General features: G+C 64.3%; 17 protein-coding genes and 1 pseudogene. 12 read left to right on the plus strand and 6 right to left on the minus strand.

Going from position 1 to position 20,289, the window contains the following annotated elements; genetic code table 11:
• From Psi02_RS37625 to Psi02_RS37635, 3 genes are all read left to right on the plus strand, one after another.
• On the plus strand, nucleotides 1–665 hold a 665-nt coding region (locus Psi02_RS37625), incomplete at its 5' end, for a WD40 repeat domain-containing protein (RefSeq protein WP_373317753.1).
• Nucleotides 666–1,229: 564 nt separating this feature from the next.
• Entirely contained in the window at nucleotides 1,230–1,562 is a 333-nt protein-coding gene (locus Psi02_RS37630) for an HAD family hydrolase (protein WP_203980705.1), read from the plus strand.
• A 1,348-nt stretch (nucleotides 1,563–2,910) separates the two neighbouring features.
• A complete protein-coding gene (locus tag Psi02_RS37635) occupies nucleotides 2,911–3,786 on the plus strand; it encodes a HEPN/Toprim-associated domain-containing protein (RefSeq protein ID WP_203980706.1) in 876 nt (291 codons plus the stop codon).
• A 260-nt stretch (nucleotides 3,787–4,046) separates the two neighbouring features.
• On the opposite strand, the gene Psi02_RS37640 is transcribed toward Psi02_RS37635, so the two are convergent.
• Nucleotides 4,047–5,531: a Fic family protein gene (locus Psi02_RS37640; protein WP_203980707.1), complete on the minus strand. Its 1,485-nt coding sequence runs from the start codon at nucleotides 5,529–5,531 to the stop codon at nucleotides 4,047–4,049.
• Between the two features lie 934 nt (nucleotides 5,532–6,465).
• Between Psi02_RS37640 and Psi02_RS37645 the strand changes: the two genes are divergently transcribed.
• From Psi02_RS37645 to Psi02_RS37655, 3 genes are all read left to right on the plus strand, one after another.
• Nucleotides 6,466–7,200, plus strand: a complete 735-nt coding sequence (locus Psi02_RS37645; protein ID WP_203980708.1) for an SH2 domain-containing protein — start codon at nucleotides 6,466–6,468, stop codon at nucleotides 7,198–7,200.
• Nucleotides 7,201–7,220: 20 nt separating this feature from the next.
• Nucleotides 7,221–7,427 carry a helix-turn-helix domain-containing protein gene (locus tag Psi02_RS37650; protein WP_203980709.1) on the plus strand — a complete coding sequence of 69 codons (207 nt, stop codon included), beginning with the start codon at nucleotides 7,221–7,223 and terminating at the stop codon, nucleotides 7,425–7,427.
• Between the two features lie 83 nt (nucleotides 7,428–7,510).
• The gene (locus tag Psi02_RS37655) at nucleotides 7,511–7,846 is read left to right on the plus strand and encodes a hypothetical protein (protein ID WP_203980710.1); all 336 of its coding nucleotides are present in this window, start codon (nucleotides 7,511–7,513) and stop codon (nucleotides 7,844–7,846) included.
• Here Psi02_RS37655 and Psi02_RS37660 read toward each other — a convergent pair.
• Nucleotides 7,835–8,320: a hypothetical protein gene (locus Psi02_RS37660; RefSeq protein ID WP_203980711.1), complete on the minus strand. Its 486-nt coding sequence runs from the start codon at nucleotides 8,318–8,320 to the stop codon at nucleotides 7,835–7,837. The genes Psi02_RS37655 and Psi02_RS37660 overlap by 12 nt on opposite strands.
• A 294-nt stretch (nucleotides 8,321–8,614) precedes the next feature.
• Between Psi02_RS37660 and Psi02_RS37665 the strand changes: the two genes are divergently transcribed.
• On the plus strand, nucleotides 8,615–9,973 hold the full coding sequence (locus Psi02_RS37665) for a hypothetical protein (RefSeq protein ID WP_203980712.1): 1,359 nt from the start codon (nucleotides 8,615–8,617) through the stop codon (nucleotides 9,971–9,973).
• A gap of 216 nt (nucleotides 9,974–10,189) precedes the next feature.
• Nucleotides 10,190–11,008 (plus strand): hypothetical protein, encoded by an 819-nt coding sequence (locus tag Psi02_RS37670; RefSeq protein ID WP_203980713.1) that lies wholly within the window; start codon nucleotides 10,190–10,192, stop codon nucleotides 11,006–11,008.
• 376 nt (nucleotides 11,009–11,384) lie between these two features.
• On the opposite strand, the gene Psi02_RS37675 is transcribed toward Psi02_RS37670, so the two are convergent.
• The 4 genes from Psi02_RS37675 to Psi02_RS37690 all read right to left on the minus strand — a co-directional run bounded on the left by Psi02_RS37675 (nucleotide 11,385) and on the right by Psi02_RS37690 (nucleotide 16,219).
• On the minus strand, nucleotides 11,385–11,798 hold the full coding sequence (locus Psi02_RS37675; RefSeq protein WP_203980714.1) for a hypothetical protein: 414 nt from the start codon (nucleotides 11,796–11,798) through the stop codon (nucleotides 11,385–11,387).
• Nucleotides 11,799–12,377 carry a hypothetical protein gene (locus tag Psi02_RS37680; RefSeq protein ID WP_203980715.1) on the minus strand — a complete coding sequence of 193 codons (579 nt, stop codon included), beginning with the start codon at nucleotides 12,375–12,377 and terminating at the stop codon, nucleotides 11,799–11,801.
• Nucleotides 12,378–12,654: 277 nt separating this feature from the next.
• Complete coding sequence (locus tag Psi02_RS37685) at nucleotides 12,655–15,180, minus strand: tyrosine-type recombinase/integrase (RefSeq protein WP_239095497.1); 2,526 nt, start codon at nucleotides 15,178–15,180, stop codon at nucleotides 12,655–12,657.
• 82 nt (nucleotides 15,181–15,262) lie between these two features.
• Nucleotides 15,263–16,219 (minus strand): LysR family transcriptional regulator, encoded by a 957-nt coding sequence (locus tag Psi02_RS37690; protein WP_203980717.1) that lies wholly within the window; start codon nucleotides 16,217–16,219, stop codon nucleotides 15,263–15,265.
• Nucleotides 16,220–16,325: 106 nt separating this feature from the next.
• Here Psi02_RS37690 and Psi02_RS37695 point away from each other — a divergent pair, with 106 nt between their 5' ends.
• The 4 genes and pseudogenes from Psi02_RS37695 to Psi02_RS37710 all read left to right on the plus strand — a co-directional run.
• Nucleotides 16,326–17,441 carry a hypothetical protein gene (locus Psi02_RS37695; protein ID WP_203980718.1) on the plus strand — a complete coding sequence of 372 codons (1,116 nt, stop codon included), beginning with the start codon at nucleotides 16,326–16,328 and terminating at the stop codon, nucleotides 17,439–17,441.
• A gap of 88 nt (nucleotides 17,442–17,529) precedes the next feature.
• Nucleotides 17,530–18,132: a UGSC family (seleno)protein gene (locus Psi02_RS37700; protein ID WP_203980719.1), complete on the plus strand. Its 603-nt coding sequence runs from the start codon at nucleotides 17,530–17,532 to the stop codon at nucleotides 18,130–18,132.
• Between the two features lie 150 nt (nucleotides 18,133–18,282).
• Nucleotides 18,283–19,467, plus strand: a complete 1,185-nt coding sequence (locus Psi02_RS37705; protein WP_203980720.1) for a CaiB/BaiF CoA transferase family protein — start codon at nucleotides 18,283–18,285, stop codon at nucleotides 19,465–19,467.
• Between the two features lie 42 nt (nucleotides 19,468–19,509).
• A pseudogene (locus Psi02_RS37710) lies at nucleotides 19,510–20,250 on the plus strand (acyl-CoA dehydrogenase family protein); the annotation flags it as partial.
• Between the last annotated feature and the right edge of the window lie 39 nt (nucleotides 20,251–20,289).

Genomic DNA, 20,289 nt, shown 5'->3' on the forward strand with positions numbered 1-20,289 from the left:
GCGCCCGCCCGGCCAAGTTGGCCACCCTGAAAGGCCACACCGGCACCGTGCTCGTGGTGGCGGTGGCTCCCGATGGGCGCACCGCGATCACCGGCGGGTACGACGGTATCGCGATCGTGTGGGACCTGGCCGACCGTACCCGCCCGGCCCGGCTGACCACCCTGAAAGGCGACACCGGCTCCGTGCGCGCGGTGGCGGTGGCTCCCGATGGGCGCACCGCGATCACCGGCGGGTACGACGACAGCACCGCGATCGTGTGGGATCTGGCCGACCGTACCCGCCCGGCCCGGCTGACCACCCTGAAAGGCGACACCTACTCAGTGACCGCGGTGGCGGTGACTCCCGATTGGCGCACCGCGATCACCGGCGGCAACGACGGCACCGCGATCGTGTGGGACCTGGCCGACCGCGCCCGCCCGGCCCGGCTGACCACCCTGAAAGGCGACACCTACTCAGTGAACGCGGTGGCGGTGGCTCCCGATGGGCGCACCGCGATCATCAGCGGCGACGACGGCACCGTGATCGTGTGGGACCTGGCCGACATCGTCGGAATTGCCGCACGACCACTGAACGCCGCCTGCGCAATCCTCGATCGAGAACTCACCTCAGAGGAATGGTCCCGGTATGCTCCCGGCGTGGATCATCTCAAGATCTGTGGGACCTGACTGGCCGCATTTGCCGCCAGCCCACTCTCTCGGCCTCTAGCGCAACAGACGCGTAAGGCTTATCCCTTTGGTCAAGCGCCCCTGCCCAGCGGCTACCTCTTAGGGGCTCCCGAAGAGTCGCTCAACCGCAGGTGCAGCCTCTTCCCCGACTACTCCCACCGCCCTGTCACCCATCCTCAACGAACTGTTGTAGCAACCGAACGAGATATAGGCGCGAAATGATCAGTGGCGCGCTAACAACTGTACGGGATGCCTTAGCAGGTCACGGTAGTAGACGACCCGAAGTATCACCGCTCTCCTAAAGCGGGTGCCGCAGGTTCGGATCCTGCCGGGGGCACTTTTTTTACCTTGCGATACCACTCCTGACCTGCAGATTCTCTCTTGAGGTGCATCCTGGCTTAGGCAGCTGAGAGCAGCCATATGCAGCCGTAGGTCAATGATCGCGAACCATATGCGAACCAGTCCTGGCCACGTTCGCCCATGTCACAGGCCCTTTCTCGACATGGAAGTGCCGGGACGTTCCCGCGGTAGGCAGCCTCACTGATCCTCCCTAGGCTGAGGCTCGTGCAGCGCCTGGCCCTATTCGACCTTGATAACACCCTCATTGATCTCGACGCCGCATTCGTGCTGTGGGCCGAGAAGTTCGCCGACCGCGGCCTGGGCTTGGAGGGCGTCGACTGGCTGCTCAACCTGAACCGCGATGGCCTCCCACATCGGGAACTCTTCTTCCATGCCGTGCGCGAGCGCTTCCGCTTGTCCGATTCAGTCGAAGACCTGTGGACTGCGTATCGCCGGCGTATGATCGCGCTCGCCGAGCGGCAGCGTGTGCATGGCTTGGGCGAGCCGGAAGACCAGCTCCGTTCGAGTCGACATCTGTCGTGCATTCCCGCAGGCTGAAGGTGGCAAATGGCTAGCAGCGAATACGACGAATACGACGCTATTGTTAGAGTTCCAAAGGGAGCTGATCTTTCAAAATCAAGAAAGACCGCTGGTGCTCACCGTGGACTCACGCGTGGCCCTGACACCAACAAGCTGGGACATGCCGAGATCTTCTTGAAGGACGAGAACAAGGCAGATTCACTAACGGAATCGCCGCCGGTCTGTGTCAACGTCGATGAGTATGCGTCGGATTCCCGAGCACGGAAGCGCTCGGAACTCGAGGAGTTGCTCGGTGACCTGGTTCTTCTTGGTGTCATCAAGGCTGCGGAGAAGGCTGCGCCACACCTCAAGAGATGGTGGAACGATCAAGCACTTCCGTTCACGAAGTCGACGTGGAGCAGACTTGCGCGAACTCGCAAGGCCGACAGCCAAGCCGCACCAACTGAGTCGACCACTTTGATTGGATCTGCACCTGCAGAGACCATGCCTACCTGCGCAGGCGCGGCATCAAGGCAGTCATCCCGATCAAGAAGGATCAGCGGGCCAACCGCCTCAATCGGAGCAGTAAGGCGGGCGACCGCCCATCTTCGATGCCGAGCGGTACAAGGAGCGCAACACCGCCGAGCGGTGCATCGGCAAGCTGAAAGAGCCACCGGGCTGTGGCCTTACGCACTGACAAACGCCAACGTATCTACCAAGGCACCGTCGACGTCGCATCGATCAGAATCTGACTCCACGATCCAGCATCATGATCTATGGGACACGCCTTAGGGCGTTGTTACCCATCGAGAGCATCGTTGATCTTGCCGTTGATACGGTGCTGCTGACTATCTATGCACTTGGCGTAGACGCGGAGTAGCACATCGACGCTGTGGCCGGCACGTTTGGCCACCTCAGCGGGCGGAACACCAGCGTATAGCCAGAGCGACAGCGCCGTATGCCGGAGATCATAGGTACGCGCCGCCAATGGCGAGCCCACCTGCTCCGGAGTCAGAGCCAGCTTCCGCGCTTCCAGCCAGACGTAGGCATGGGCAGAACTGGAGTAAGTTCCTTCCTTCCCAGTGCGGAACAGTCTCCTGTCCGTTGCTGTGCCGTACGCATCGACGTGTTCGCGGAGAGCGGCCACTAGGGCGGGCGGGATAGGGATCTCTCGAGTTTCCTTCTCCGCCCGATGCTTTAGCCGTCGCGACTCGTGAATCTCCCCGGAATTCGTCCACCGCTTGGTCGCTTGGGGACGGGCGCGCTCCAGGACGAGTAGGCCCCAGCCCGACTCCGGCAGCGTACAGTTCTCCAGTCGTAGAGCTGCGGCCTCCGGGCGTAGCGCAGCGTAGTAGCCGAGATCTAGACGCGATGCAAGGATTTGGCCGTGGGCACCGCAATCACGCTGTCGCTGAACGGCATTGACATCGACTGGGGCAAGAACCGGTCCTGGAAGAGCCACTTCTGGCTCTTTCCGCCAGGGAGCCTCACGGACGTCGAGTACCTGTACGCCAACGATGTCATCGAGACAAAGCCCGGGTTCCAGACAACCTTGAACGAGGCCTACTTCCGGCTCCGTCATCTCGGCTACTCCCAGCAGGAGACGAAGACGAAGTTCGACGACGCCGTGGCACGCTGGAACCGCACGGCCGACTTGCGCCTCACCTTCGCAGACTTCCGCAGTGCTCTTACCAGCGTCGACTTTGCCTCGCTCACGCCGGCGGACTTGGAACCGTACGTCTGGGACTTCAGAGCGTTCGTGGTGAACCTGCTCGCTGCATGGGACACGGACGGGGCGTTGCTTAAGGACTTCATCGCTGGCCTTGACTTCGCACTCACCCTCCGGGTGCTTGCCGATCGCGTCGAGAGTCGCTCACTACCACTCCGATGGCACCATCAAGACTTGGTCGACAGCGGGTGGGTAACAGTCGAGGATCTGACTGGCATCGATCGGCGGACCTTCATCATCAACCACACCATGCTGTTTGGGCGCCTACAGGATCACGCAGGCGTGACCGCAGTGAGCGCATTCGACACCTGGCTCGCGGGCCACGGACTTCCCCGGGCGACGCCCTACACGAAGATGAAGTCGGATGGCACGGTGACCCACGAGACGACGACCCTGCCTACCGCCGTTCGCAACATGATCCATCACCCGGAAAACCCACACAACGCTCTATCCGACGACAACCTTCGCGAGAGCGTCGAACTTCTTCTAGGGATTGCGAAGTCCCTCTCGAACCCACTTCCCGGCCTGGCCTAGCCCAGGCCAACGGGCGGGGTCAGCCTGCTCCGGTCACCTCTCGTCGCCGCCGCGGAGCAGCTGGTCGACTCCGACGGCTTCAAGCAGCTGGTGGTGTTCGCGAACTCACCGGAGGGTCAGGCGCTGACCGCGGCCGCCGGGGCGGGGGAGCTGCGCAGGCCGGACCCGTGCAGGTGTGCGGGCTGTGCCGGGAGGCAGCATCTCGCGCACGTCCGCCGCTGATGGGCGTCGCGGTGGCAGGTTTCTGCCCCCTGGGGCCGTCAGTCCGAGGAGTGACGGTTGGTCCTGGGCGACAGGCGCGGGCACACCATGTTGTCTAGGCCGCTGCCTCTGTAGGGGGCCGGTTGGAGGATGGGCACGCGCGCCCGGGCCTGCCCGTCGCGGAAATCCAGAGAGAGGTGTTCCGCCACGAAGCTCGCTGCCGCTTCAGCAGACATGCCTCGGTTGCCCTTGGTGTCTCTGAGGACGACGCCCTCCGACAAGTTCTCACGCACGATGATCTCGACGACCCTGCTCTTCATCGGCGCGTAGACGGTCTCTGACCATGCCCGCGGCGCGTACTTGAGGAAGGAGAGAGTGGGTTCGCCGCGGCTCCAGCGGAAGAGGGCTTCGGCCGGGTTGAGGAGAAGGTATGCCCGGCAGTTGGGATACCAGTCGGAGCCGATGCCCCCGATGACGAGTCCTTCCCTGGTCCCGGACTTGATCCGGTTGTACCCGTCGCGGTCGATCATCTCTTCGGGGTCGGTTCGCAGGTACAAGCGGTGAAGCGCCAAGTTCGCGGCAAGGCCGTCGAGCCAGTGCAAGAACGAGTCCCTCCACCGGCTGTACGACGTCTCGGCCCGTTGCTGAATCTCCTGTTCGAAGATCTTCAACGCCCACTTCGGGTCCTGCATGTCCTTGATGGACCGCCTGAGGGTGCGCATGAAGACCCCGCTGAGCGGAGCCAGGTCTCCGCCCTCGTCGCTGATCGCGAGCGCGTTGAGGTAGCGGTTGCGGTCGCCGGCGACCCTGATGATCAGAGGCGGTAGACCGGCAGCCCCGACGATGATGTTTGCGAGCAGGCGGGCAACTCGGCCGTTGCCGTCCTCAAATGGATGGATGTGAGCGAGCCACGCATGTACGGCCGCGGCTGCCAGGACCGGAGGCAGGGAGCGGTTCTCCCGGACGCGGGCGTACCAATCCACCAGCTCCATCATGGCGCCGGGAGTGTCAGACGGCGCGAAAGGGACGTGATCAGCCCCAGCGATGCTGTTCACGTAGATCTTGTAGCGGCCGGCCGTGCGGTGGTCACCCATGACCATGTGGTGCAGATTCCGGACATCCATCTCGGTGAACTGCCGGTCGGCGTCCCGCATGACGATGTCCGCCAGCAGTTTCGCGCCGTGAATCTGGAGAACCTCACGGGTCCTCGCGTCCGCATGGAGTGACTGCGTGATTGCGAACCGGCCCAACTCGTTTTCGATGTCCGACGCGGTCTTGCCGCTCAAGATCTCGTAGGTGTGTGCGAGTAGCTCGGGCCCGAGTCCCTCAACGCGGTTGCTCTCATGCAGTTCCTGCACCCTGTGGGCTCGGCGGAGGGACTTCTCTAGCCCCTTGAGATTCCGGATGAGCTCCTGCCGGGCGACGATCGCCGCAGACGTGATGGCCTTGATGTTGTCGAGCAGCGCCTGAACACGGTCGCCCCTCTCAGCGAGGGCGGGGATGGAGTAGGGCGATCCATCGAGCCCAGCCTGTAGGTCGGCCACGGTCCACTCCGGACGTGACCATTCGAAGACCTGAGATGTCGCCAACCTGGACCTCGCTGAAGGTGGGGGGACAAAGAGCCTACTCGTGATCTCTCCGGCTCTCTTCGTGTTTTTCAACAGGTATACCGGCCACGGACCCAGGGTGGGCGCTGCTACCGGGGCGACGCGGCGGCCGTACACCGACGCCGCCTCCGACCCCGGACCTATAGCGGGAGGCACTACCTCCGCGCTGGTAGATACGGGTGATCTCCGCCTTGAGTTGCTCATCGCACTACGCTCGTGGGGACGGAGGCCGGGTGCGGGCTGCGTAGTACGTCGAGGGCGCGGCCTGCAGGACCCGGCAGATCGGCTCGACACCGAACCGGGAGCGGTGGGCTCCATCAATCCCGGCACAGTTCACACTTACGGTGATGAGGCGAGAGCCCTTCTTGGGGAGCGTCATGAGCCCCTTCTGATCATGGCCTGTTCCGTGGCCGTTCCGTGAGAGCGCCGAACACAGCGGCAATCAACGGAAGGCCACGGCAAGCGTATGCCCTGGTCAACGGCAAGATCCAGGAGTTTCCGCAGGTAGCCTAGGGGTGCGGCGGAGATCACCCAGATCTACGAGGGCACCAGCCAGATCGAGCGCCCGATTGCGGGTCGCGGACATGATCGTGTGGCTCATTTTGACGTCGCTCCAAGCGCTAACGCTTTGGCATCGGACGCAAACCCTCCGCATGGGCCTTGCGTCCTATCTCCGCAGACACCCCCAGCACAGGAGCACCAAATGGCGCACGATCCGGGACCTGACCACTTCCACGCCGGACAACCGCCCCAGGGCCCTAGCCACCAGCCGGCCAGCTGGCAGCACGCCTATGGTCAGCCTGGAACGTTCCCACCGCCTCCTCCGCAACCCAGGAAGCGTAAGGGCCCCATCTTCTGGCTACTGGTGGTCGTGGTGCCGTTCCTGTTGCTGGTGAGCTGCGTGACCGTGGTGGCGACCGCAGTCAGCAACCTGCCCGCCGCGGTGACCTCGCCACCGACGAAGCAGGCCGCGGCAGCTACCGCCCCGCCGACAGCGGTCGACGAAACCCCCGCCGGAGATGCCGCGACAGAAGAGGCTGCAGATCCGACACCTGCCGCTAAGCCGGAGCCGAAGCCCAAGACCTACAAGGGCACCGGCAGCCGAGTCGTCCGGATCCAGCGGACCGATGAGATCCGTCTCGTCACCTCCACCGCGCGGGGATCCGGAAACTTCGCTGTCTGGAGCATCGGCCCCGATGGCGACGAACAAGATCTGCTCGCCAACGACATCGGCAGTCACAAGGGCACACGGCTCATGAACATCAACGGCGAGGAAACCGTCGCGCTGAAGGTAGAAGCGGACGGGCCCTGGACGATCGCCATCAAACCTGTCACCACCGCACGTCAGTGGTCCACGACCAAAGCGGCCGGCAAGGGCGATGACGTCCTCATCCTGAACCCGAGCAGTTCGGGGTTCCAGACGATCACCTCGAAATTCACCGGCAGCGGCAATTTCACCGTGTACGGCTACGACGGCGACGGCAACGAAAGCCTGCTGGCCAACGAGATCGACAGATCAACAGCAGAAAACACCCTCCCCGATGGGACCTTCCTCGTCCGGGTCGAGGGCATGGGCGCCTGGACGCTCGCACGCACCGGGCTCTAACAGACAGGGAGGTCACAGGCATGAAGCCGGCCGGAGCATCCGGAGACCGAGCGCTCTACCGCATCACCGATGCGATGTACCTGCTCAGTTTGAGCCGCAGCGTGATCTACGAACAGATCCGATCGGGTCGGCTGCGTTCGGTGACACAGGGGCGGACACGCCTCGTTCCCGCATCGGCCATCACTGAGTACGTCTGTCTCCTGGAGGAGGAGGCTCATCATGGATAACGGCGTCACGGGCGTGGGAGGCTCAGAGCCTGCATCTGTACTGACCGCAGGCCGTCGGCGACAGGCGCTACACGATGGAACACATGGATAAGTCGACGTTCGACGAGGTTTCGGTTCTCTGGGCAGAGCACCTCGGTGCGTTCGAACCTGATGATCTCCGGGAGGCGGAGGTCTTCGGCCGGCCCTTCATGCTGCTGGATGCCTACTTGGCAGGATGTGTGACCAGCTATGTAGGCAGTCGTCGAGGTGTCCTGGGAGCCGATCAGCTCCGGATCATCAGCGATTGCGCCCGCGATCTGCGGACTCTCCTCTCACAACTTCGCGGACAAGAGGGGCGGAGCTACGTTGCCAGGCTCGCCCGCATAGCTGATCTGATCTTGAGTGACCACCCGGAGACTCGCCCACTGTCAAAGCATTAGGCCAGCCCGGCTCGTGATCACATACTGAGCTGCCATGTCCCCCGCGAGCTGGATCTGTGCAGATAGAACCTCATCGGCAGAACCAAGCACCTCGAAGGACAATTCGAAACCGCCCACCGCCTGTGCCAGCCTCAGTTCGAGTGTGGCCTTGGCACCCACCAAGGGGTAGCTGTACCAGCGCCCCTCATCCTCATCGTCCGTATCCGGCAGGGCAGTACCGACCGCCATCCAGTCAAGATCATCGAATGCATAGCCGACCAGCCACGCGAGAACTTCACAGAAAACTCTCGTGTTTTCCTCCCAGATCCATCCCGTATGGATCAGATTTGACCGATGCAACATCCACACCCCACTGCAGCACGAGCCCAAATCGCAGAATGCGTACACACTAGAGGCGACAAATGTCGAGGCCGGATGCGTGACCAACTGCGTGACGACGCTCGTGGTCGCGGCTGGACACTGATGGAAGTTCACGGACGATCAGAGCAGGTCAGCAACGTCCTTCACCTATCACTGCTGTGGTGTTCGCTGACTGGCAACAGGGGTCTGCCGTCGTCCTGGTCGTGACCTGGTTGGCGGACCGAGAGCGCGCTGAAAGCAGCTCGACGAGGCGTCCCGGTTGTGGGCCGGGAAGTTCGCTGACGAGCATGGCTTGGGACAGCGCGGCTAACGGCGGCGGGTCTCGTCGGTGAGGAAATGCATTGGCGGGCACTGCGGTGCGTCAGCCATGCTCGGCTAATTCGTCACCCAATGCGGAAGGATCGCGCTGTGCTGGACCTGGAAGGGCAGATGCATCACGTCTGGAATCCCGACGTCCGTCCCCTAATACAGGAGGCATTGCGCTGCTACAACGCTGGCGCCGTCAGGGCGGCCATTGGCCAGACGTGGATCGCTGTCGTGGCCGATCTAACCGAGAAGATCGTGCGGTTGGCCGACGAGGGAGAAGGCGACGCCAAGGACTTCCGTACCCAGTTGGAAACTGCCCAGGCAGCCGGTCTTGCGGGCGAGGGCATCGCCGCCATGCAAGCCATCGAGCGCACTATCTTGGACACTGCGGCGAAGCTGGAACTCATCGACACCATCGCCGCTCGCGAACTGGACCGGCTTCGCCAGGATCGGCACCTGTGCGTCCACCCGTCCCTACGCCGCCTGGGCGAGACCTACCAGCCGCTGCCGGAGAGTGCCCGCGCACACATGGCGATCGCGCTGGACGGGCTGCTGATCCATCCGCCCGCTCAGGGCCGCAAGGTGATCGACGACTTTATGGCTCATGTGGCCGAGCCCCTATTCTCGGCTCGTCCCACCCACCTGCTGGCGACCTTCTTCAACCGGGTCCGGCCCGCGGCTCGGCGCCGGATCGTCGACCTGGCGGCCAAGCACGCGCTGGCCGAGTTGCCAGGTCCGGCGGAGATCGCGCCACCGATACTCGCCAACCGTATGGCCGTCTGCCTTGGCGCATTCGCTAATGGGGACAGGGCTATGGTGGCAGCTGCTCTGACCAAGTCCCTGGACCGGTTGCGCCGTGCTGAGGGTCAGGTCCAGCTGCGTGCTGTCGCCCGCCTGGCTGAGCTGGACGCCTTTTGGGACCTGGTCGACTCGCCGCTCGCTATCCGTGTCGAGGAACTTGCCGCGGGCCTGGTCCCGCCCTCTTTCTATGACGCGCTGGAGCCAGAAGGTGCTGAGGCTCTGTCGGTAGTGCGTAGCGCTCAGGCTCGTGCGCTACTGCCCAGTCTGGAGTCCACGGTCGCCGCCCTGTGGGTCAGCAACCGAGCCCAGGTCATGGCCCGGCACATCGCTCCCTACTTTCTGGACTGGGTACCGGGTCTGTTGCAGGAGGCCGCAGGTTGGCGGCAGGCCGAAGAATTTACCCGGACGGCCGTGATCCCCTACGGGCCATTGCTGACTGTCGAGGTGCTGGAAACGTTGCTGTCGGCGTGGTCGTCCAATGCCCAGTGCCGTACCGCCGGGGGGATGCTCATGCTGTCTGTGGAGCTGTTTCGCGCGACCGCTCACTTGCACGCCAGCGATCATGCTGTCTGGGCGCAATTTCTGCAGGAGGTCCGGAGCCTAGAGCCTGAGCCGAGCTTTTACCGCTACACGGAACTTGAGGCGGAGCTTAGACCCTGAGGACTCGCGCCGTGCCCGTTCGTCGCTGCTCGCACAGGCTGGTGTAGTCACCCAGTTCCGGCGGAACTACCCGACTGAGCGGGCGCCATCCACGGGAGATAGAGCCTCATCGGGCCAGTACTCGAGAACGGCCAGCGTCCGAGGTTGCCACAAATCAAGGGACCGGAGACGGCGGCTGGTGAAGAATTATCCAGGCTTACTCAGGAGGAACTAGCCGTGATCGTTATGCGCTTCGATGTCGGAGTCGGGGACTTCGCTCTCGACGTCCAGGAGGAGAGTGTCCTACTCCTTAAGAGCATGGGCACGATCTGCTTGCAACTGGGTCTAGAGGTCAAGGCTCCGGTTGACCAGAAGGTCGGCAGGTTGCTTGCCCTTCAAGCCGACCTCTACGGCACCCATGGGTCGTACCGGATGCTCCTCAGCCGTGTAACGGAGATGGTGCCGTTTACCCCGGAGATCGGCATCGAGCGTCGCACCCTGAAATTCATCCTTACCTCAGCCCAGCTCCATGCGATTAACGAGGCCCGAGATGGAGACCTTCGCATGCAGTTGGAGGTGGTGGGAACCTTGCCGCAGGCAATCGGCTACCCCGGCAGCACGACGGAAGTGCTCCACTTCAGTGTCGCCAGGAGCCGCTGGGTTGACCAGATCAACGCTCTCGGTCCGTCTGTAGCCTTTGAGATGCGCGTGCCATTTCCGTTGGAGGACGCCCCACGGGCCGAGCCGGCACAGCACTTGCGGTCCGCCCAGCGTCGGCTTCTTGAGGACGACATCGATGGTGCGATTCTGGATGCGCGGCGCGCCCTTGAGTGGATCCGGCTTCGCAGTGGTTGGACGTGGCCGCTCAACAAGGACCACCGTCTGCGTGGGAAGGACGAGCGGTGGGCAGCTATCCGCGGGGCCGTCGAGGATCAGGCGAGCGGATCGGTACACGCAGACGCCGTCACCTCGGCGTTCAAGTACAGCATGGACGAGGCGAAGGCGTTAATCAGCATTACCGCCGCCCTCCTGACGGTGGTCGACGGGCCCGTCTAAAGCTGGAGCGGTCTTACGTCGCCGCGTAGCCCGGTGACGTGTGAGATGTTGTGCAGAGGCCGCGATGATCGCGGACGTCGGCACTCGCCATATGGCGCTGGGGCGATCGCTGCCGCGGCCCTCCTCCGTCGGGCCTTGCCATCGGTGACCATGGCCGAGGTGACAGCAGCGTCCCCACACACGAGCACATGTCGGCTACCGCCCACACCCCTCTGACCACGCTTTCCTCCGTCTGAGCAGGGTGATTGGTCCGCCTGAAAAGCGGGCGGTCGGCAGTTCGACCCCGTCCGTCAGTACCTGCATTGATCAACGAGAGCGCCCCGAAATGATCAGCGCTCCGGGGCGCTCTCGTTGCGCCGATGGACTCTGGATTGATTTAGGCGTCCACCTCATAGCGATACCAACGCCGTGGATCTCCGTCCTCATGCACCCACAGCGTTCCGCCTCTGCCGATCTTTCCCCGTGCCCAGCCGGTCGGGTGCCGGTCGCCTGGTAGCAGCAGGTGTTCGCGTTCCGTCTCGGTGATGGCTCCGCCCTGCCGGCGGGCTCTGCGGATGTCCCAGCGGAACCCGCCGCGTGCTCGGTGCTGATCGAGGAAGGCAAGCTCAGGACCGGAGACGGCCAAGCCGCTGCATCGCGTGACGGGGTTCGGTGTGACGCTCCGGACGCCGTTAGCGTCGATCTCGATCAGCGGAAAGTCGGTGTAGGGGCAGGCGTGGACCATGTCACGGCCGACATTCAGTGCATAGCAGTCGCACCAGTCGACGCCTGGAGTGTGGGACGGCGCCATTCAGGGCGGGCCACCGTTTTTGTCCCAGCGCGCTAAGCCGATCATGAAAGTGTAGGAGCGGGTGCCGTCCGGGTTAGTGGACCAGTAGTTCGACTCGTCGAAATAGCTGGTCCAGATGTTGCCCTGGGCATCCGTCATGAGCTGTTCGATGCCGTCACCGGCGTAGAAGGCGGACCGGGTCTGTCCGCCTCCGTCGATCACCTGGACGTTGTCGGTGAGGCGTAGTTCGGCCTCGGAAATCGGTTCCCGGCGGCGCTTGAAGTCGATGCCCACGGGCTCACAGCGGGCGGTGGCCAGCACGATGCCGTCGCCGAGGGTGTCGATGTGGGTGAACCATGGGTCGAGATCTGTCAGCGGGATCTCGCGGATCTCGGCTCCGTCGCAGATGACGGCGGTCGCGTCGTAGCGCGGGGGCGGCCGGAGTTTGGAGAAGTGCGGGATAGGGGTGAAGCCCTGGGCGGGGTCGGCAACCAGGGCGGCGAGCCGGCCGCAGTGGTCGATGGTCGAGGCCAGGACCTCATAACGGGCGTAGCGGTCGGGAAGGGTCGCGTGCAGCGCGAGCCGGCAGTCAGCGACCATGAGCCTTTCTCGTTGTCATCCAACGATGATCGCATACGGGACAGGGTCGAGTCGTCGAGTCCGGGGTGCCCAGGAGGTGCTTGGGCCTGGGGCCCTCCTCTCCGGGTGTGCTCGCCACCTAATGGCTAGGGTGATCGACGCGTCCGCGCGGGATATGTGCGGGATGATCATCTATCGCTGTGCGGCAGTTCGAAGCGTAATCCCAGGTGAGTGGCTACGCGGCGGGGCGACTCGCAGTGTTCTTGAAACCGCTAGCCCATAGCGTCGGATGATCGCGTTAGTCGGTGGTGCTGAGGGCGCGCAGTGCGCCGTCCGTGAGGACGTGACCTGCTTTGGCCGGGATGGTGACGCCGGCTGCATCCAGCCAGCCGGGGTCATGGTTGGTTTCCCAGGCGATGATGTCCGTCGCGACAGCCAAGGCCCGGTCGTCGTCGGTGTGCACAAGCGCTTCGGCCAACAGCAGGTACGCGCCTGGTTGAGTGCCGTGGAACTTCTGCGCCATGTGGGTGATCTGGTCGCCGATCCGCCGTCCATGGTGGGGATAGAGCGCTGCCAGGCAGGCCAGCACGAATCTCACCGCGGGCGGCTCTGTCTCCCATTGCGACAGGAGCCTCGACAGTTGGTCGCCGACGACGAGGTGAACGTCCTCCGTCCATGTCGCAGGTATAGGTAGGCCGCCCTGGACCACGGCGCGGTCGGCGTCGCCGAGCAGGCTGTCGGCCCATCGGTCGGCCGCGATGAGGAGCCATACATAAAGGTCGAGTCGCTGTCTGGCGGGGAGGGCCCCAGAGACGATCATGCGCGTGAGGAACGGCAGCGCGGGCGCGGTGGCCGAATAGCAGGACCCCTGATGCAGGAGGTTGTCGCCGAATAGTTCGTCGAGGGTCGGGTTCCAGTCGCCGAACGGATCTGCCAGTGCGCGCAAGAGTTCGGGGATGTCCTCGGCGGAACCGTGGGCGTGCGCCAGGTCGGCCCATGGGATGTCGTCCAGTCCGGACAGGTCGATAGGCACGTCCTGTGCGGTGTCGGGAGTCAACGCCAGCGGTGCTGGTGGTGGCGGGGCGACGACCACGACGGCAGGGGTCGGGGGGTGTGCGCCTGGGTTGGTGCAGACGATCGGAACATCGGCGTTGTGGAGGGCGGGCAGCATGCTGACGTCGCAGCGGCTTCCACCCTGTGGGTAGCCGCTGTGCTTGCGGGCGACGGCGGCGGCGGCGCGGGCGACTGCGTCGATCATGCGGTGACCTGTGGCGTCGACGGGATACGGTCCCTCGTCGAGGGCAGTCACCCTCCAGACCCCTTGGGGTGATGGCCAAGCAGTGACTCGGGCGAATCCATGCGCCGCCAACGCTTGTGCCAATTCCCGTGCGTGATGGTCATCAGGTACGAAGAACTCGTGAGTACCGCCCATTGCAGACCAACCAGCCACGTCATCGTCTCCTTCGCGCGTGAAGTCCTCGGCAAGGCTGCCAGGCATACCAGTAACTGCTGTACAGCAGTGAGTACAGCAACAGCCCCTCACGCGATCACACTCCACCAACCCGCATCTACCGATTGAGCAGGATGGCGAGTCATCTACGAGGGGCTTGCACTTCACTCGTAATGAAGGGGTCAAGGGTTCGATTCCCTTAGGCGGCTCCAGCTCAGAGGCCCTCTCGGATGATCCGAGGGGGCCTTTTGCTAACACCCTTGCCATATCTGCGGCGGCAGCTTCAGCTGAGCGGATCACGTGGGCGTATACGCGGAGTGTGATCGCCGGATCGGCATGTCCTAGTCGAGCCGCGACCACATGGACCGGGACGCCGGCCAGGAGCAGCGTCGTCGCGTGGATGTGGCGGAGATCGTGCAGACGGGCGTAGGGCAGGAGTTCGGCGGGGGTCCGCCCCTTGTCCGCAGGCTCGTTGTACGCCTTGATGAGCTTGCCCGGCAGCGCCGTCACGGTGGTCGGGTAGATCGGGCCGCCCCATGCGGTGGTGAAGATATGGCCGTTGTCTTCGACCTTCCAGGCATCACCGATCCGGCGCCTTTCCACCTCCCGCGCTGCAAGGTGCTCTCGCAGCACGGTCACCGTTCTTTCGTCGATCGTGACCACCCGCGTCCGACCGCTCTTGGTTGTGCCCGCGATGTGCTCACCATCGACCACGCCTGTCGAGCCTTTGACGGTGACCTGCTTCCCCTCCAGATCGACGTCAGCCCATCGCAGGTTGAGAAGCTCACCGCGCCGGGCGCCCGTGTAGGCGGCCAGATGGAAGAAGGCATAGAGCCGATGCGATCGAGCCAGTTGCAGAAAGGTTCGGAGTTGGCCGGCCGACCAGATCATTCCGGGTTCCTTTGCATCCGTGCGGGGGCGCTTGGCCTTTTCGACGGGGGAACTGCTCAGGTACTCGTGGACTAGGACGGCATCACGGAAAGCCCGGCGAAGGATCGCGTGAGTGTGGATGACGGTCGAAACCGCGAGCGGCTTCTTGCCACGCCCGCCCTGGGCGAGCAGATCCCGGTACAGCTTGGTGATCACGGAGGGGCGAACCGCCTGGAGCCTGGTGTTACCGATGTACGGCTTGATGTAGAGGCGGATGCTGATCCGGTAGTCCTCAAGCGTTCCCGGCTTGATCTCCATGGCGTGGTCCTCGATCCACATGTCGAGGTACTCGCCGACAGTGATCTCGTTCCGGTCGACGTACTCGCCCCTCCGGGAGTTCACCCGCGCTTCGTCCCGGGCGGCCTTGGCGTCGTCTTCCGTGGCGAAACCGCCGACCCACTTGGGTTTGCTCTCGCCGGTTTCCGGCGCCTGGTACTCCGGCAAGGCGCACCAGCACGCCGGCAACCTTCAAGCACTGTCGGCCCTCAGTGGGCTTCCCCTGCGGATCGCCGAGGTCGAGCCGGGGTCAACGTAGCGATCCATTTTTGTGCGGCACGGGATCGGTGCTGCGCTGGGTGAGGCCTTCGAGGTAACGGGGCGCAGTGCGGCGAGCGACGGTGATGAACGCGGCGAGCGTGGCCGAAGGGTTTTCGGTACGCCAGGCGAGAGCAAGCGGTCGGTGTGGTAGCGGCGGGCGCACAGGAACGAATCGAACGCCGTGGCGGCCGAGATTCATGAACGACGTGGGCAGCAGAGCAATCCCGATCTCGGCGGCCACGAGCGCCAGGATGGTTTGGATCCGGGGTGATTCGTCGGCGACCGGTGGCTGGATGTCGTGTATGCGGAAAAGTTCGACGATATCGGCATAGGTGGTCGGGGCCGCGGCGCGCGTCCACAGGATGAGCGGCTCTTGGGCAAGGTCGGCGGCGGCGATCTGGGCCTTGTTCGCGAGTGGATGTTCGTCCGGGACGACGACCGCGAGCGGGTCTTCGATGAGGGTCTCGACGGCCAGGCCGGGCTCGTCGATCGGGCCGCGGAGGAATCCGATATCCAGCCGGTGTTCGAGGAGTTGAGCGACCTGCTGTGCGGTGCCTTGTTCGACAATGTCGAGCTTGACGTCGGGAAACTCCCGGCGGTGTTCGCGCATGACGTAGGGGACGACTCCGTCGACGGCGGCCTGCAGTGCGCCGATGCGCAGGTGGCCAAGGTGGCCGCTGGCCGCTCGGCGGGCGGCTGCGAACGCTCGTTCGCTGTGGGTGATAGCCAAGCGGCCTTCTTCGAAGAGCGCCTGACCAGCGTCGGTGAGCTCGATCGGTCGGCGTGACCGGTCGATGAGCTGAACTTGGAGCTGGCGCTCCAGCTTACGGATCTGCTGGCTCAGGGGTGGCTGGGCGATATGCAGGCGCTGCGCCGCACGCCCGAAGTGACGCTCCTCGGCGACGGTGACGAAGTACCGCAGCAGCCGCATGTCCAACTCCATCATATCCACAGTATATATTGCATGACCCAATATGTCTTGGACATTACATGTAGCCGCTGCTTAGTCTGAGTTTGCGTCAGTCCACATAGGTGCAGGAGGCGGGACCAAGATGACTCTCATCGAATCGCCCACCGATTACCTCGATCTGGTGGAGCGCTACTTCGAGCAGCCGTGGAGCGACGGGTTGCCGGTCGTGCCGCCCACTCCGGATCGGGTGGCGGCGGTAGTCGAGACCCTGGGTGGTGAGCCCCAGCACTTGGAGGCCCGTGTTCCTCCACGGTGGGGCAGCCTCACCCGGGAGTTGCTGGCGGTGAACATGGTGATGGCCGGCTGTAAGCCGGAGTACGCCCCGGTGGTCCGTGCCGCAGCGCTGGCGATGTGCGACGCCCGATTCAACCTCAACGGAATCCAGGCGACCACTCACGTGGTCGCACCGCTGGTCGTGGTCAACGGGCCGATCGCACGCCGGATCGGCATGAATTCGGGCGGGAATGTGTTCGGCTCGGGCAACCGGGCCAACGCAACGGTCGGGCGGGCCCTTCGGCTCATCATGCTCAGTGTCGGCGGCGGCATTCCCGGCGAACTCGATAAGAGCACCCTGGGGCATCCGGGAAAGTACACCTACTGCATCGCGGAGAACGAGAAAGCCAGCCCTTGGGCGCCCTATCACGTCGAGCACGGCTACATGCCCGACGACAGCACCGTCCTGGTGATCGCCGCTGAGGCTCCACACAGCGTGACAAATCACGTCTCCGATGATCCGCAAGGGATCCTGGACAGCATCGCCTCGGCCATGGCCACGATCGCGCACAACAACGCAGTGCTGGGTGGCTCATGCACGGTGGTCATCGGAGTGGAGCACGCCCGCACGATCGCCTCGCACGGATGGACCAGGGACGACGTCCGCCGCTACCTGTGGTTCACCGGCATGAACTCGTGGGACGAGGTGAGCTACGGCAACCGTTACGCCCCGCCCGGCGGGGTCACCTATAACCGGAACCTGCCGAAATGGTATCCGCGTCGGTCTGGGCAGCGTCTGCCGATCGTGTTCACCCCGGACGACATCCACCTGTTCGTCGCGGGTGGTGCTGCCGGCCGGTTCTCGGCGTTTCTTCCCGGTTGGAGCACGGCGACGACGCCGGTACTCCGTGCGGTCGATGGCGACACCACATTCAGCAGCCCGGCGAGGGAGCTTGAGTGCTCCGACGGGTCCTGCCGGCTGTGACAAAACCGGACAACTAGGCCGGAGCGACAGAACCGACAGCCCTGAACGTACTCGGCGCTCTGCGCCGCTCACAGCAAGGAGGCTCACGATGATGACATCCGACAGCGTCCGGATCTATGACCCGCGTGGAGTCGTGGAGGTGGAGCAGAGTCCCCTCGCCCCGCGTGCACGCGAGATGGTGCGTTTGCGTCTCGGCGTACTCAGCAACACGAAATGGAACGCGGCGAAGTTGCTGCGCGCGACAGTGCGAGCCCTCGAGGCGGGTGGAACGCGGTTCGAGTCTGTGAACTTCTACGACAAGGAGCACTTCTCCTCCGATGCGTCCCCCGAGGTCATCGCCGCGATCGCGGCGGAGAACGACGTGGCACTGATCGCCATTGGGGACTGTGGTTCGTGCACCTCCTCGTGTGTCAACGACGGCGTGCGACTCGAACAGGCCGGGACTCCCGCCGCAGTCATTGTCACCACGGAGTTCGAGCACGAAGCTCGGCTACAGCGGGAGGCCAGGGGGATGGCCGGCCTCGAGATGGCCGGCCTCGAGATGGTCGTGGTCGCTCACCCCATCAGCAGCCTCACCCTTGAGCAGCTCGACGATCGCGCGGCCGAGGCCGCGCCCCAGGCGTGCGACATCTGGTTCCCTGCAGGTCATACGGAACGACCGGCGGACAACGCCACTCATTCGGTCGTCTAGATCTGCGCAGGCCTGCTGGGTCTATTCCGCCACGTCGCATCTCAGGCGCCGCGCTTTTGGCGCTGAATTCTTCACCATTACGCGCACGCCATCGCATGACGCGATCGCTGAGCCATTGCCACACAGCGAACCTGGTCAGGAGGAGACGGCATGACCCGATTGCCGCTAGATGGTCTCATCGTCGCCGACTTCTCCCGCGTGCTCGCGGGACCGTTATGCACCATGACCCTCGGCGACCTGGGAGCGGAGATCATCAAGATCGAACGTCCCGAGGGCGATGACACCCGGGCGTGGGGACCGCCATACGCAGGAGGACACAGCACCTACTACCTCGGCGTCAACCGGAACAAACGCAGCATCGTGCTCGACCTGCGAGATCCTGCGGACGTCAAGATCGCCCGAACCCTCGCCGAACATGCGGACGTGCTCGTGGAGAACTTCCGCCCCGCCACGATGGGCAAATTCGGACTCGACGAGCCCAACCTGCGGGCCGCGAACCCTCGACTGGTGTACTGCAGTATCTCAGCCTTCGGCGCCGGCGTCGGCCAGGACCTGCCTGGCTACGACCTGCTGGTGCAGGCGATGGGCGGCCTGATGAGCATCACCGGGCCCCACGAGGGCGAGCCGACCAAGGTCGGGGTGGCCATCGTCGACGTACTGGCCGGGCTGTTCGCGACCGTCGGCATCCTTGCGGCATTGCGCGACCGGGACCGGACCGGGCATGGACAACGGGTGGAAATCAATCTTTTGTCCGCACTGCTGAGTGGGCTCGTCAACCAGGCGGCAGGGTACGTGCTAACCGGCACAGTGCCGCATGCCATCGGCAACGCGCATCCCAGCATCGCCCCCTATGACGTCTTCGATACGGCCGACGGTCCCCTGGCACTGGCGGTCGGCACAGACCGCCAGTTCGCCCGACTATGCCGGATCATCGGCGAGCCGGACCTGGCGGCCGACGACCGCTTCCGGACCAACGAGTTACGTGTTCGGCACCGCGGTGAGTTGCGGACGTGCCTCGAACGGCGACTGGCGACACGTCGCGCCCGCGAGTGGACGGTGGCACTCACGGCGGCCGGAGTACCCGCCGGCGCAGTGAACAACGTCGGCGAGGCATTCGCGCTGGCCGAGGACCTTGGCCTCGCGCCGATCCGCCGCACCGCCGATCTGGACGCTGACGGTGATGACGCCGATCCGCTCGGCCGTCAGGTCGCCAACCCGATCGCGCTGTCGGCCACGCCCGTCACGTATCGCACCCGCGCCCCGCGCCTCGGCGAACACAGCCAAGGCGTCCGCCGCTGGCTCGACGAACTGGACCTGCAACGCAGGACCGCATGACTGAGGAAGGAGTTGCCGATGACCACAACTGCGTCCACCACAATGCCAAACGCTCGCGAACGCCCGGTGGCACCACCCAGCGCTGGCGACTTCCTTGATGTCGACCGGTTGCTGTCCGACGAAGAGCGGATGATTCGCGACACGGTGCGACAGTTCGTGCGCCAAGACCTTCTGGACCGCCTGCCCGAAGCCTACGCGGACGGCCATCTGCCGGACGGCCTTCCCGAAGCCGCCGGACGACTGGGACTGCTGGGCATGCACCTGCACGGATACGGATGCCCCGGCACCAGCGCGGTCGCCTACGGGCTGGCGTGCCTCGAACTCGAGGCGGGCGACAGCGGGATCCGCAGCTTCGTCTCCGTCCAGGGATCGTTGGCCATGTACGCCCTGTTGCGCTATGGCAGCGAAGCACAAAAACGCACATGGCTGCCGGGTATGGCGGCGGGAAACCGGATCGGGTGCTTCGGGTTGAACGAACCCGACGCGGGCAGCGACCCGTCGAACATGCGTACCACCGCCCGCTTCGAGGACGGGCACTGGGTGCTCAGTGGCACCAAGATGTGGATCACTAACGGCGGCATTGCCGACATCGCCATCGTGTGGGCAAAAACCGGCGACGGTATCCGGGGATTCGTCGCCCCCCGCGGCACCGACGGCCTTTCGGCTCGCGACATCCAAGGCAAGCTGTCGCTGCGCGCATCGACCACCTCCGAACTCGTCCTGGCTCACTGCCGGTTGCCCGAGGACGCGTTACTCCCGCATGCACGAGCTTGGGAGCCACCAGGGCGGACGGCGGCGAACGTAACCGGATTGATCTGAACA

The sequence above is a fragment of the Planotetraspora silvatica genome, from assembly GCF_016863315.1.
Classification (GTDB): Bacteria; Actinomycetota; Actinomycetes; order Streptosporangiales; family Streptosporangiaceae; genus Planotetraspora; species Planotetraspora silvatica.

Bases quoted from the DNA above. Each gene is read 5' to 3' on its own strand.
- Psi02_RS37680 (WP_203980715.1), bottom strand. From the start codon at position 12,377: ATGGTCGCTGACTGCCGGCTCGCGCTGCACGCGACCCTTCCCGACCGC.
- Psi02_RS37655 (WP_203980710.1), top strand. From the start codon at position 7,511: ATGGATAAGTCGACGTTCGACGAGGTTTCGGTTCTCTGGGCAGAGCAC.
- Psi02_RS37705 (WP_203980720.1), top strand. From the start codon at position 18,283: ATGACCCGATTGCCGCTAGATGGTCTCATCGTCGCCGACTTCTCCCGC.
- Psi02_RS37695 (WP_203980718.1), top strand. From the start codon at position 16,326: ATGACTCTCATCGAATCGCCCACCGATTACCTCGATCTGGTGGAGCGC.
- Psi02_RS37650 (WP_203980709.1), top strand. From the start codon at position 7,221: ATGAAGCCGGCCGGAGCATCCGGAGACCGAGCGCTCTACCGCATCACC.
- Psi02_RS37690 (WP_203980717.1), bottom strand. From the start codon at position 16,219: ATGATGGAGTTGGACATGCGGCTGCTGCGGTACTTCGTCACCGTCGCC.
- Psi02_RS37700 (WP_203980719.1), top strand. From the start codon at position 17,530: ATGATGACATCCGACAGCGTCCGGATCTATGACCCGCGTGGAGTCGTG.
- Psi02_RS37675 (WP_203980714.1), bottom strand. From the start codon at position 11,798: ATGGCGCCGTCCCACACTCCAGGCGTCGACTGGTGCGACTGCTATGCA.